The 12,890-nt window shown below is 66.6% G+C and carries 14 protein-coding genes; 4 read left to right on the forward strand and 10 right to left on the reverse strand.

What is annotated here, in order from left to right:
* Nucleotides 1–352: 352 nt before the first annotated feature.
* A complete protein-coding gene (locus AB0C26_RS12770) occupies nucleotides 353–913 on the reverse strand; it encodes a DUF1707 domain-containing protein (RefSeq protein ID WP_360246092.1) in 561 nt (186 codons plus the stop codon).
* 9 nt (nucleotides 914–922) lie between these two features.
* Complete coding sequence (locus tag AB0C26_RS12775; protein ID WP_360246095.1) at nucleotides 923–1,144, reverse strand: hypothetical protein; 222 nt, start codon at nucleotides 1,142–1,144, stop codon at nucleotides 923–925.
* 238 nt (nucleotides 1,145–1,382) lie between these two features.
* Here AB0C26_RS12775 and AB0C26_RS12780 point away from each other — a divergent pair, with 238 nt between their 5' ends.
* From AB0C26_RS12780 to AB0C26_RS12795, 4 genes are all read left to right on the forward strand, one after another.
* Nucleotides 1,383–2,099, forward strand: a complete 717-nt coding sequence (locus AB0C26_RS12780) for a hypothetical protein (RefSeq protein ID WP_360246098.1) — start codon at nucleotides 1,383–1,385, stop codon at nucleotides 2,097–2,099.
* Nucleotides 2,033–3,946, forward strand: a complete 1,914-nt coding sequence (locus tag AB0C26_RS12785) for a polymorphic toxin-type HINT domain-containing protein (protein ID WP_360246101.1) — start codon at nucleotides 2,033–2,035, stop codon at nucleotides 3,944–3,946. The genes AB0C26_RS12780 and AB0C26_RS12785 overlap by 67 nt, the downstream gene beginning before the upstream one ends.
* The gene (locus AB0C26_RS12790; RefSeq protein ID WP_360246104.1) at nucleotides 3,943–4,494 is read left to right on the forward strand and encodes a hypothetical protein; all 552 of its coding nucleotides are present in this window, start codon (nucleotides 3,943–3,945) and stop codon (nucleotides 4,492–4,494) included. Before AB0C26_RS12785 ends, AB0C26_RS12790 begins: the two co-directional genes overlap by 4 nt.
* 176 nt (nucleotides 4,495–4,670) lie before the next feature.
* A complete protein-coding gene (locus AB0C26_RS12795; protein WP_360246107.1) occupies nucleotides 4,671–4,928 on the forward strand; it encodes a hypothetical protein in 258 nt (85 codons plus the stop codon).
* A 754-nt stretch (nucleotides 4,929–5,682) separates the two neighbouring features.
* Here AB0C26_RS12795 and AB0C26_RS12800 read toward each other — a convergent pair.
* From AB0C26_RS12800 to AB0C26_RS12835, 8 genes are all read right to left on the reverse strand, one after another.
* Nucleotides 5,683–6,252 (reverse strand): hypothetical protein, encoded by a 570-nt coding sequence (locus AB0C26_RS12800; protein ID WP_360246110.1) that lies wholly within the window; start codon nucleotides 6,250–6,252, stop codon nucleotides 5,683–5,685.
* Between the two features lie 65 nt (nucleotides 6,253–6,317).
* Nucleotides 6,318–7,568, reverse strand: coding sequence for a hypothetical protein (locus tag AB0C26_RS12805; protein WP_360246113.1), 1,251 nt, complete (start codon nucleotides 7,566–7,568; stop codon nucleotides 6,318–6,320).
* A 441-nt stretch (nucleotides 7,569–8,009) separates the two neighbouring features.
* Entirely contained in the window at nucleotides 8,010–8,282 is a 273-nt protein-coding gene (locus AB0C26_RS12810; RefSeq protein ID WP_360246116.1) for a hypothetical protein, read from the reverse strand.
* Entirely contained in the window at nucleotides 8,240–8,503 is a 264-nt protein-coding gene (locus AB0C26_RS12815; RefSeq protein ID WP_360246119.1) for an SAM-dependent methyltransferase, read from the reverse strand. Before AB0C26_RS12815 ends, AB0C26_RS12810 begins: the two co-directional genes overlap by 43 nt.
* 1 nt (nucleotide 8,504) lies before the next feature.
* A complete protein-coding gene (locus tag AB0C26_RS12820; protein ID WP_360246123.1) occupies nucleotides 8,505–9,920 on the reverse strand; it encodes an L-fucose/L-arabinose isomerase family protein in 1,416 nt (471 codons plus the stop codon).
* Entirely contained in the window at nucleotides 9,917–10,489 is a 573-nt protein-coding gene (locus tag AB0C26_RS12825; protein ID WP_360246127.1) for an LUD domain-containing protein, read from the reverse strand. The genes AB0C26_RS12820 and AB0C26_RS12825 overlap by 4 nt, the downstream gene beginning before the upstream one ends.
* Nucleotides 10,486–11,916 (reverse strand): lactate utilization protein B, encoded by a 1,431-nt coding sequence (locus AB0C26_RS12830; protein WP_360246130.1) that lies wholly within the window; start codon nucleotides 11,914–11,916, stop codon nucleotides 10,486–10,488. The genes AB0C26_RS12825 and AB0C26_RS12830 overlap by 4 nt, the downstream gene beginning before the upstream one ends.
* Nucleotides 11,913–12,653 (reverse strand): (Fe-S)-binding protein, encoded by a 741-nt coding sequence (locus AB0C26_RS12835; RefSeq protein WP_360246133.1) that lies wholly within the window; start codon nucleotides 12,651–12,653, stop codon nucleotides 11,913–11,915. The genes AB0C26_RS12830 and AB0C26_RS12835 overlap by 4 nt, the downstream gene beginning before the upstream one ends.
* Nucleotides 12,654–12,890: the final 237 nt, after the last annotated feature.

The raw sequence follows: 12,890 nt of genomic DNA on the forward strand, positions 1-12,890 counted from the left end.
GCCGGTGGCCGCCGCTTTCGCCGCCGCCACGTACTCGCGGTAGGAGTTCCCGCCGCGGATCTTGCCGCCTCTCACCTGCGCCGGAAGACCGTCGCGGGTCGTGGCGAAGTAGTAGCCGCCCTGGTCCGCCCACAAATCCCAGACCTTGACCCGCTTGCCGTCGAACAGCGTCTGATCACGCAGCACGAGGGTCGCGTCACCGGCGGGCGGCTGGGCCTTGGACAGATAGCCGACCAGCTGCACCAGCGGCGCCGGCTGCGCCGAGGAGGTGGCGGCCGAGGACGTGGCGGCCGAGGACGTGGCGGCCGGGGCGGCCGGGGCGTTGTCAGGAAATTCGAACCTTTTCCCGCAATCACTGCGGGAGCGAGTACCTCTTCGAGACGACCTCGACCGAGCTGAACCACGTGGTGATGTGCACGCGCACCTCGGGGGTGCCGGGAACCCGCGGCACCCGGGCCAGGTGCAGCTGACGGGAGGAGAAGACGGCGGCACCGGTGAGGTCGACCTCGACCCCCTCGGGAACGATCAGCTTGAGCTCGCCGAACGTGACACTGCCGGAGATCTCGATGACCGCCTGGTCGGTGGCGATCTCACGCAGGTCGAGTTCGGTCGAGCCGAACAGCGTCCGGATGGAGACCCCGGAGTCGCGCAGCCGCCACCGGCCGCGCCGCTTGTTCTCGCTGAAGATGGTGATGACCCGGTCGACCGTGCGCGACGAGCCGACGATCGGGGTGGCCGCCAGCCCTTCGGTGGCCCGGGCCAGCTCGTCGGCGTCCTCGGCGGCCCAGACCGCGCCGACCCGCACACTGAACTCTTCGAGAGTGAGCCGGCCATCGCCGCACGCCCGCTGCAACAGCTCGGCGGCGCGCTCACGCTCGGGCTCGGACGGCGGCACCCGCATCGGTGTGGTCACGGCAAGATCTTAGGGCTTGCGGGCCAGTACGCCGTAGACCGCGACGTCGGCGGCCGCGGCCACCAGCAGTCCGAAACAGCCAGGTCTGGCGGAACGGCCAGCTGCCGACGACAGGCCGCCAGTGAGGTGTCGAGCGAAGGGGATCATGAGCGCTTTCGCCTGCCGGTGCGGAACCCGGTCGATCGCTAGCCAATGATCCTTGTCACTGTCGTCGTCGTTGCGCGGATTCATCTTTAGTGCATGCGCTGTATCAACCGATTGACGATCACGGAGTGCATTGGTGTCACCTCGGACCGATTTACGATCCCCAGTTCATATTGCTGATCTCGACTATCGACAACAGCCGTTCTTACGTTGTAAGCCTTCGTTCAGGTCAAATCGGGGAGACGAGGCTGTGTTCAGGCTGCGGTCTGCGCGTTCTTTTCTTGCCCTTGTGGCATCCGCGTCATTGGCGGCGACGAGCGTTGTCGTGGCCGGTCAGCCGGTGGCCGCGCTGGCGCAGACGCCGGTGAAATGTCCCGGCACCGCGCCCACCGAGGCTGCCGCCGCGAAGGCCGCGGTCGCCTGCCACGGCCGGGTCGAGGTGGCGTCGGCTCGCGACGAGCGCACCCAGGTCTTCGCCAACGCGACGGGCTCGTTCACTTCCCAGACGGCCGTCGAGGTGCAGCGGGTACGCAATGCGGCGGGTACGTGGGTCAAGCCGGACACCACCCTCAAGGCCTCAGGCGGCCGAGTCGTGCCGAGTGCGACCTCGATGGCGCTGTCGTTCTCGGGCGGGGGAACCGGGCCGGTTGTGACACTCGGAAAGGGCGCCGCCGAGCTGAGTCTCACCTGGCCGACGGCATTGCCGGCACCGAAGTTGGACGGTGACGACGTGACCTACCCGGAGGTGCTTCCCGGCGTCGACCTCGTGTTCACCGCGCACGTTACGACGTACAGGTACGCCGACACCACGCCGAACGACCCGACGACCGGCCAGCCGCACGCCCTGCGCAGCACCACGAAAAAAGACAGCAGCGGGAGCAAGACCGTCACCTACAGCTACGACAAGGGCGGGAACACCAAGACCCGGCCCGGTCCCAACGGCACGCAGAGCCTGGTCTGGGACGCCGAGGCACCTTGCAGTCGGTCACCGACACGGCCGGCAGCGTCAGCTACCTGTACGACGCTGACGGCAACCGGCTGATCAGCCAGGACACCACCGGGAAGACGCTCTACCTGCCCAACCAGGAGATCCGCTACACCAACAGCACCGCCGCTTCGTCGTGCACCCGCTACTTCGGCTTCGGCGGCGGCACGCTCGCGCAGCGCACCTCGAAGGGCATCACCTGGCTGGCCAGCGACCACCAGGGCACCCAGAACGTGTCGGTCGACGAGGACACCCTCACCGACACCATTCGCCGCCAGACCCCGTTCGGCACCGCCCGCGGCCCGGCCGTCACGTGGCAGAACACCAAGGGCTTCGTCGGCGGCACGAACGATCCGACCGGCCTGGTCCATCTGGGCGCCCGCGAGTACGACGCCGCGCTGGGCCGCTTCATCTCGGTCGACCCGGTCTTCAACTCCTCCGACCCCCAATCGCTCGAGGGCTACGCCTACGCCGACAACAGTCCCGTCGTCCGCTCCGACCCCTCCGGCCTGATCGCCATGGACGAGGAGTTCGGCGGCAACAGCGGTGGGGCCGACGTCGACGCAATCAACAAGCAGTACCAGGAGGAGCACCGCGGCTCGGAGAAGGACGAGCACAAGAGCGGCAAAAAGAGCAAGAAATGCGGGTGGAAGTGCAAGGCGGGTAAGGCCTGGAACAAGGGCTCGAACTGGGTCGACGACCACAAAGGCGTCGTCGCCGGAGCAGTTGTCGGTCTCGCTGTCGGCATCGGCTGCGACGCCCTGACCCTTGGCGCCGGAGCCGTCGCCTGCGGTGCCCTCGCCGGCGGCATAGCCAGCGCCGTCGAATACTCGGTCGACACACTGATCGACCACAAAGGCAACTTCAGCTGGGGCGGCCTGGCCACAAACGTCGCCATCGGCGCCATAGTCGGCGGCCTGACCGGCGGCCTGTCGGTCATCGCCGGCCAAGGCATCAAAGCCGGAGCCAGAGCCCTGATTTCCGGAGCCGGCGCCAAGGCCGCAGCCTCGGCCGCCACAGCAGGCGCGAAGAAGGAGGCCAGCAACGTAGTCAGCGGCCTGACGAAGAACGGCTTCGGCAAGTCCGCTCCCAAGGCCTCCAAGGGAGCCGCCGACGAAGCACCCTCAGGTGGCGGCTGCCCGACTCACAGCTTCGCAGCAACAACCCTCGTGCTGATGGCGAACGGCAAGACCAAGGCCATCTCCCAGATCAAGGTCGGCGACAAGGTCATCGCCACCGACCCGATTACGGGAAAGCGCCGAGAGCAATCTGTTAAGAAGATCCACGTCAACCACGACATCGCACTGACGGACCTGACAGTCCGTGTCAACGGCACAACCAAAGTTCTGCGGACCACCCAGCACCACCCGTTCTGGAGTGATACCAAGCACCGCTGGGTCAACGCAGGCGACTTGAACTCCAGCGACGCTCTGCGCACTTATCAGTTCGGATTTCCTGAGATCAGCCGCGTAGAGAACTTCACCGACCTCCGGACGATGTACGACCTAACGGTCGACGTCATCCACACGTACTATGTTCTGGCTGGTAACACTCCAGTACTGGTCCACAACTGCGGTGGACTCGACGACGCCCGTGCAGCGCGCGATGCTCTTGCGGATGAAGTAGGTGCGAGTAAGGCTACGGTGACTGGTGGACGAGATCCTGCGTCAGGCCGTGTGGCGGCAGGATGCAACAGCAACCCCACTGGATGCGCGGAGGCAGACGTTGTGCGCCAGCTTGACGTTGACCCGAAATCAGTTCAGTTCACCGAAGCAATTCGACCGCGGACTAGACGACAGGTTCCGATCTGCCATAGATGGCAGGAAACCTACGATCCATCTCAGTTCCCGTCTGGCACCCTAGTGAAGCCTGGTGGAGCGTGGGGAATTGAGGTTGTGCCATGAACCCAGTAACGCGGGCTCTCATTGGCGCAGTGGACTGGGCTGCGTTGAGGACCGAATCCGGTAATGGTGTCGGATTGCCTCAAGCATTCGATGACTTGTCGAAGGCAACTTCGGAGGCGGCGGCCGACGATGCGTATTGGAGGATCGACAACGAGGCGATTGTCCAGGGAGAACTCTACGAGGCTGCTGTCCCGACACTCGAAGTTCTTCTATCCATGGCTTCGACCATGTCACCCGGTCCCGCGCGTCGATCATTGGCGGAATTAATCCAACAGATCACGTTTGGGCAACCGCACGGTTCCGAGGTCGAGCTGGGAAATCTGAACGTCGCGACCGCATGTAAATCGCTAGCTTCTGGGGCGATCTGGATTTTCTATGGATGGTTGACGGATACTGACAGTGACGTTCGAGAATGCGCTCTCCTGACATTGCAGAAGATCGACGTGGACGATAGAAGGAAATCCGTAGTTCTTGCTGAATTGCGGGACATTGATCCTTCACCTGGTGTGCAGAAGATATTTTCTCAAATCGACCAAGGGCTGATTTAATCGAAAAAGGAAGGCTGGAGGGCTGCCTGGGAAGGGTGGTGCATAAGCGGGTCGCGGGCGTGCTCGCCGGAAACACGCCCGTCCTAGTACACAATTGCGACGACGTCAGGATTGGTGAGACGAATGTCGCTAGTGAAGTGGTCGCTACGAACGGCAAGCGTGGGTTCGGAGTCAGCATGCCACGAACTGCCGGCGACCTGACCCCGAACGTGCGAGTTGCAGCACAAGCAACCAACCATCACATGGGATGCGCTGAGATTGGCGGGCTATGCGAAATCGAGAAGCAGGGAGCTGCGATTGCAGGAGCCCGCGCCGGCGCCGTTAAGGTGGCGAACGGTGAAAAATGGACGTTGGAAGAGCATGGAGAACCATGGGAATTTTATGAGGCGTGTGAAAGTTTGTTCTGCTATTTGGACTGCGGCCCGCTGAAGTGAAAGAGTCGAAACCTTGGGAAGCGCTCTCAGTCAGGGCTCAAGCGTATTTTGACAAGTTTTCGATCCTCGTGCCGGAGTCGGTACGTAATGGCTTGGCGGCGGCTTACGAGGATCTTGGTGCGTGGATGGATGCAATCGACCCCCGTTATATCGGTAAACGATTTCCGGTGCTGGGTGGGGAACTGGCGGGCCACCTTACCCTGGGGCCAGGTTGCCGGCCCTCTGGCGCACACCGGGCGATCTTCTGATAATGCCCATTGCCCAGCACGAGACCGTGCAATGCACCCTTGCGCTGGCGTCGGATGGCCGATTCGGTTGCTCTTGGAACCGGGATTTCGTGCCGCTGTTCGATTCCGTAGATGCGATGCTGGAAGACGTTGCAGCTTGGGGCTCCCTGCAAGGCTGGTATTTCGTTGGTCATGCCTCAGATACCGACCCGAACGAGCTTGCAAGCCTACTTGGCGGATTGGCTGTTGATGAGGCTGCCTATGGCCAACTTTCGGGGTGGTGGCGCGGCCACGGTATTGCGATGTCCTTCGGGCGCCATCTGACCCACCAGCCCGAGAGCCTGCCTAATGACAGTTTCTTGCCGACTCGGCCGAGGGCGCTCGTTCTATCGCTGATGCGCTGTCGGGAAGGTTGGCGTCCACATGGCCCCTCGAACGGGGCAAGACAGTGCCGCGGCTTCCCTGAGTCAGGCCGAGAAGTTTTTCTGTGGCGGGGTCGGCTGCTGCCGCTTTCCTTTGGCGTCGCATCACAACTGGCGGCAAGGGCTGGGGTCGTCCGGGGCGCAAACGGTGAGGTTGACGTCGAAGGTTTTTTGGTAGCCGAGGCCGCCCGTGTGGTAGCGCACGGTTATGCCGTGCAGTTCGGAGGTGCGCGTCGGGACGGGGAACTCGAAGAGCACCTCGACGCTTTCCTGCTCGGGCTGCGGCGCTATCCGGAAATTTGCCACCTCGTGCCGGGGCGGTATCTTCCAAGCTTTCGGCAGGGGCAGGGCGTAGCCGCTCACCGCGCCGGTGTCGAGCAGGGCCACCCGGTCCGGACCCCACAGGTAGGGGCCGGCCGTCGGCTCGAGGCCCTGCGGGTTACCGGCCAGGGTGATCTCGTCGAGCACGATGTCGCTGCTTGTCGAGTTGTGCAGGAGCAGGGAACCCCACAGCAGGCCCGCCTGCGACGGCTGGGTGCGTGCGCGCAACTGTTCGAAGTCGGTGCCCTCCAGCGGGCCGGCCCGCAAGGGGACACTGCTGGGTGCCCGGCCGGTCATCCACAGCGCGCCGGCCGCGACGAGCAGGCAGGCGAGTACGGCGGTCGCGGCGAGCACCAGCCATCGGCGACGGGGGGCACGCCCCGGAACATCGTTCCGAGGCGTGCCGGCAACCTGATTCGTCACGCGACTTCCCGCGTCTTGGCCACACCGGTGTACCAGCGGCCCTTGTAACCGCAGATGTTGAACCCTGAGGCGTCGCCCTTGTAGCCGACCGTCACGCCCGAGCTCCAGGTCTGCGTCAGCTTGAGGTTTCCGCTCGTCGTGTTGCCGAAGCCGAAGGAGCCGGTGTACGTCGAGGTCTTGTCCTTGGCGACGCTGATCTCCATATTGCCGCCGAGGGTGTTCTTGTAGGACGAGCTGCAGGAGAACGGCGTCCACAGGCGGCGGTTGGAGTTGCCGGTGAAGCCCTTCGGGCGGTACTCGGTGTATCCCGACCACCACTTCACGCCGGTCGTCCGGTTCTGGCACCACACGTCGTACAGGTTGAAGCCGTAGCTGACGTACCACTCGGCCCGGGTGTTCTTCGGAATGGTGCCCTTGATGGTCGCCGTCGTGGTGGCGCCCTTGGTCATGCCCAGCGTGGTCACGAGGCTGCCGCTGCGGTTGGTCACACCGACCTCGAGGCTGGTGTTCTTGGAGGTGCGGTACTCCCAGGTGCCGGTGGTGTGCGAGCCGGTGGACTGGTCGGAGACGGTCACGTTGCGGCCGATCACGTCCTTGCTCTTCTTCAGCATCCAGTGGTGCCCGCCGCACCACACGTCCGGGTCGAAGGTCTTGCCGGAGGCGGAAACCTGGGCGTTGGCGGCCGCCACGGCCGCGTCGTACGTGGGCCGGTCGGTCCGCGGCGCGTCGGACGCCTCGATCGCGGCGCCGGTGGCGCAGATCATCCCGGTCGGGCACTGACTGCCGGTCTCGACGGTGGCGGTGGGCGGCACCTCGTTCGGCTCGACCTGAGTGGAGACCAGGTCGAAGTCGGGGCGGCCGTTCGGCGCCACCTCCATCGCCGACAGGCTCGACTGGCGCTCCTCGGCGTCGCCGTCGGCGGCCACGTCATCGGCGAACGGCTTCATCACGCCATCGTCGCCGATCGTGACGCGGCTGCGGTAGAAAACCTGCCCCTGGTCGGTCGGCGCGGTGAGTACCAGGGAGATCAGCCCGTCGGCGTCCTTGGACGCGAGCAGGGTCGTCGGGTCGGCGATCCAGGTGTAGAACGTGCCGTCGTCGAAGGACCAGCCCCAGCCGACCTCGGTCGGTTCGATCTCCGCGCCGGCCGGCAGCGCCAGCAGTTGCTCGGCGGGCGGCTCCACGGAAACCGTGATGAGCGCGTCGGCGATGGGTTCACCGGACGGTGTGCGAAGGGTGCCGGTCAAGGTGGGTGTGACGGTGTCGTCCGCGTAGGCGCGGACTGGTGATCCGACGACAAGGCAGGCCAGGGCCAGGCCGACGACGGCCCACCTTTTGGCTGTCGAAACTAACCTCATTGGGCAATATCCCCGTTTTCCGGAGGGCTCATTCACACCAGGCGATGTGAACGTGCGCAGAGGTTAACCACCAAGATCGAATCCTGGCTATGAAAAGTTTTCCAGGTGCTCGGTCGATTTGAAGGCCCTGGGGTTGTATTGATGGGATTGCCTGTCACGCAGGTGACACTTTCGCGATCAGGGCGGGCGGCTGCTAGGCGGGGTAGGCGGACCCCGCGCGGCGTGTGCTCGCACTATTTGAGCAATACCTATCTCCGCGCGCAGCGCGCGGTGCGGCTAATTCATATCAAAACAGCGTTGTTAGTGTTCACCAAGACCGAGCACCACAATTCAGGTCCTGGCTCGGGCTACTGCATCGTGATGCTGGCCGGGAAGGCCACAGCAGCCGTCGGCGAGATCACGCGTGGGGGCGCTGAGAGTCGGCGATCCGAAGTAGGCCGGGTCGAGGCGGCAGGTCAGTTCGGTGCCGGTGCCACGTGTGTGCGTCGAGATCGTGGGCCGTACCGCGTAGAGCTCGGCCCGGAAGCTGTCGTCGTCCCATTCGAGCTCCTCGGTGAAGGTCATGCCGGGCCGCGCCGGAACGATGCCGAGGAAGTGGGCCATCCACCCGTGCTGGTCGCCGCGCCGGGGAGGCCAGGCCCGGCGCGACAGGTCACGGCGCACCAGTTCTCCCGGGCCGTGATGCGGACGCCCGGGAAAGCGGCGGCGATCAGGTCGCCGGGCTCGCGGTCGACGGCGAAGTTGTCCTTCCCGTCGAGCCGGTAGTTGTACCGCCGGGTGGAGTGGACGCGGGTGTCGCCGACCGTGACGACACCCTCATCCACATCAGACGCTCCGGAAATCGATTCCCAACAAGCTCGCGGCCGCCTTGTAGGTGGCCGCCCGGTGACCGAGCGACAGCGACCAGTGGTGGCCGACCCCGGACGCGCTCCAGTCGTCGACCCACTCGCCGGGGTCGCGGCCGAAGTCGACGCGGCTCGTGGTGTTGCCGATGGCCAGCAGTGGGCCGTCGACCACGGTGCCCTCGGCCGCGATGAACGACAGCGAACCGTCCCGGTCCTGGCCGAGCCCGAGGAGGGTGACCGGGCCGTGCCGTACGTCGAATTCGACGCTCACGCCCCAGCCGCGCTTGCCGTGATAGACGCCGAGGCCGCGCAGCAGCGGCTGCCGCGAGCTGACCGCGAGGTGGGCCGGGCCGTCGTGGCCCATCTCGACCACGTTGTCGGTGAAGTTCAGCGCCTGGATCTCGCAGAACGAGCCGCCGGCCCCGGCGACCTCGGTGGCGAGCTGTGCGACGGTGGTCCTCAACTCGTACTCACCGGTTGTGGGAATGCCCCTCGCGGTCAGCAGCGAGGCGCCCAGGATCATCCCGGCGCCGAGCCGTTCGTGCTGTTCGCCGCCCAGCCCGCGATGGTAGTAGGCGAGGCTGTCCAGGTCGAAGTCGTCGGCCAGCCGGTCGAGGCCGACCGAGACGCGGGCACCCCAGGAGAAGTCCTCCTCGTTCACCGACTCGTCCAGCTCGAAGATCTTGCGGGCGAGCTCCTTGCGCTCGGCCACCTCGTCGTCGGTGACCGTGGCGACCCGCTCGCGCAGGTCGTCGAACTCGAGCACCTCGACGTGCGAGCCGAAGGTGGTGGGCAGCAGCGTGAGGTCGGTCGAGACGTCGAGCATGCCCGGATAGAGGTGACCCATCAGGCCGTGCCGGGCGTTGCGCAGCGCGGCCCGGATGCGGGCCGCCTCGATCCACCGGCCGATGTGCTGCCAGGCCGCCTCCTGCCGCAGCCAGCCGGTGACCGACCGGAACGGGATGCCGGCCCGGCGGAACAGGTTGCCGACCTCGGGCACCGGGCACTGCCCGCAGTACGCCAGCCAGGCGCCGGTGTCGAAGTTCGCGTGGTCCATCCGCTCGGTCGGCTGGAGGTCGATCACGAGGACCGGCGTGTTGGCCCGCTGCGCGATCGGCAGGACCATCGACGAGGTCAGGTAGGTCGTGAGGAACAGGACGATCAGGTCGCAGTCGGCGCGGCGCAGCTCCTCGGCCGCCCGGACGCCGTCGGTCGCGTCCGAGATGAAGCCGACGTCGGTCACCGACGCGTCCATCTCCTGGAAGCGCTCGCTGACATAGCGGGCGGACTCCTCGAGCTGCGGGAGGAGATGGGGGAATTGCGGCCAGTACGTGCCCAGGCCGCCCGCCACGAGCCCGATGCGCACCTTCCGGCGCGCTTTACTTTCCAAGATCATGCTGCCTCCCAGAGGATGACGTGCAGATGTCGAGGGCCGTGCACCCCCTCGACCCGGTTGAGCTCGATGTCGCTGGTCGCCGAGGGGCCGCTGATCCAGGTGAGGGGCCGGGCCGGGTCGAGCCGGGCGACGGCCTCGGGCACCGACGCCACGACCTGTTCGGGCCGTAATACGCAGATGTGCAGATCGGGTAAGAGGGTCAGGATTCGCGGACCCTGGTCGGGCGAGGCGTCGAGCACGATGGTGCCGGTCTCGGCGATCGCCACGGCCGCCCCGGTCAGCACGCCGTCGGCGCTTTCCACGCCGGTCAGGGCCGCTTCCGGCGGCAGCCACGACTCGGGCAGGCCCGGTGGGACGACGAGGGTGCCGGCGCCGATGATGCCGGCGACGATGGTGGCCACGTCGGCGCCGCGGTGGACCACTGCCTTGTAGTCGACGAGCCGGTCGATGAGCACGTCGAGGTCGGCCGGCGGGAACTCGCGGCGGTAGGAGCGCGGAATGTCGGTTGTTTCAGGGCCGTCCGCGAGCGCCGCCCGTACCCGGCCCAGAATCAGGTCTTTGCTGTTCATCGCCCTCGCCACCAGTCACGGAAGCTTTCGTCGGGCGGGGCCGGCAGGTCGCGCGCGGCCGACCAGCCGTTCAGCGGCGGCGGCAGGCCCCGGCCGCGCTTGCCGACGAGCTTGGTGAACTTGGCCGCCCGCTGCGCGCGGGCGTACAGCCGGGGACGGTCCATCGTGTACGCGGCGGCGGCCATCACCGCCTTCTCGGCCGCCGGGTGCGGCACCCGGTTACGCAGGTGGACCAGGATCGACGGGATGTCGATCTTCACCGGGCAGGCGTCGAAGCAGGCGCCGCAGAGCGACGACGCGTACGGCAGCGAAGCGTTGTCCTCGACCCCGGTGAGCTGCGGCGACAACACCGCGCCGATCGGGCCGGGATAGACCGAGCCGTACGCGTGCCCGCCCGTCCGCTCGTAGACCGGGCACACGTTGAGGCAGGCCGAGCAGCGGATGCAGTGCAGCGCCGACCGGCCCACCTCGTCGGCCAGCACGGCCGAGCGCCCGTTGTCGAGCAGCACCAAGTGGAAGTTCTGCGGCCCGTCGCCCGGCGTCACCCCGTGCCACATCGAGGTGTACGGGTTCATCCGCTCGCCGGTCGACGCGCGCGGCAACAGTTGGAGGAAGACCTCGAGGTCCTGCCAGGTCGGCACGATCTTCTCGATGCCCATCACCGTGATCAGGGTGTCCGGCAGGGTCAGGCACATCCGGCCGTTCCCCTCCGACTCGACGACGGTGAGCGTGCCCGTCTCGGCGATGCCGAAGTTGGCCCCGGAGACCGCGACCTTCGTCGTCAGGAACGTCTCGCGCAGATAGCGGCGGGCCGCCGCGGCGAGCACCGGCGGGTCATCGGTCAGGGCCGGGTCGACACCGGGCATGGCGCGCAGGAAGATCTCGCGGATCTCCGAGCGGTTGCGGTGGATCGCCGGCACCAGGATGTGGCTCGGCTTGTCCTGGCCGAGCTGCACGATCAGCTCGGCCAGGTCGGTCTCGACCGGGGTGATCCCGGCGCCCTCCAGGGCCTCGTTGAGCCCGATCTCCTGGGTCGCCATCGACTTGATCTTGATGACGCGCCGCTCACCGGTGGCCCGCACGAGATCGGTGACGATCCGGTTGGCCTCGGCCGCGTCGGCCGCCCAGTGCACCACCCCGCCGGCCTCGGTGACCTTGGCCTCGAACTGCTCCAGCAGGCGGGGCAGATTCGCCATGGTGTACGCCTTGAGCGCCGACCCGGCCGTACGAAGGTCCTGCCAGTCGGGAAGCTCGGCGATGACCCGCCCCGACTTGCCGCGAATGGTGGCCGTCGCATGCTGCAAATTCCGGCGTAGCTGCGGATCGGCCAGGGCCGTCCGGGCCGCCGCCGGGAACGGTTCGTCCCCGCGCAGATGACCGACCCCGCGCGGCGCGTACGCCACCGGCATGCCCAAGAAGGTGCTCATACGCCCGCCGTCTCCGTCGAAGCCAAGATCTCGGCCAGATGTACGGTCTTCACGCCCGTCCGCAATCGCGACAATCCGCCGCCGATGTGCATGAGGCACGACGTGTCGCCGGCCGTGCAGACGTCGGCGCCCGTGTCGAGAACGTGCCGCATCTTGTCGGCCAGCATCGCGGTCGACGTGTCCGCGTTCTTCACCGCGAACGTGCCCCCGAAACCGCAGCACTGCTCGGCCGCCGGCAACTCGACCAGGTCGAGCCCGCGCACCCGGCGCAGCAGCCGCAACGGCCGGTCACCCACGCGCAGCATGCGCAAGGAGTGACAGGTCGGGTGATAGGTCACCCGGTGCGGGTAGTAGGCGCCCACGTCCTCGACCTCGAGCACGTCCAGGAGAAATTCGGACAGCTCGTACGTGCGGCTCGCGACCTGCTCGGCCCCGGCGGCCAGGCCCTTGTCACCCGCGGCGTTCGCCACCATCCGGTGCTGATGCCGGATCGAGCCGGTGCAGCTGCCGGAGGGCGCCACGATGACGTCGTACGGCTCGAAGGTGCGCACGTAACGCCGTACCAGCGGCAAAGCCTCTTTCTGATAGCCGGTGTTGATGTGCATCTGCCCACAGCACGTCTGCGCCTCGGGAAAGACGACGTCGTGCCCCAGCCGCTCCAGCAGCAGGACGGTCGCCTTAGCCGCCGCCGGAAACATCGTGTCGGCCAGACAGGTGGCAAACAACGCGATCCGCACCGCAACCTCCTAACTGGACTCGTTTGAATCGGGCTCGCTATTGGGGAGCGGTGATTGCGCTCGTACGGCGCGGCCGACTGGGCTTTCCGCAGCACCGCGCGCTACTTGGGCCATACCGCGCGAATCGGCTGCGTTCCCACAGCCCCGCGCAGGCCACAGGGCTCGTACCGCGCAATCGGCTGCGCTTCCACAGCACCGCGCGCGCTACTCGGCTCGTACCGCGAGCACCGCGCGTGC

Origin of the sequence: Actinoplanes sp. NPDC048796 (genome assembly GCF_040650035.1) — a bacterium.
Lineage (GTDB): Bacteria > Actinomycetota > Actinomycetes > Mycobacteriales > Micromonosporaceae > Actinoplanes.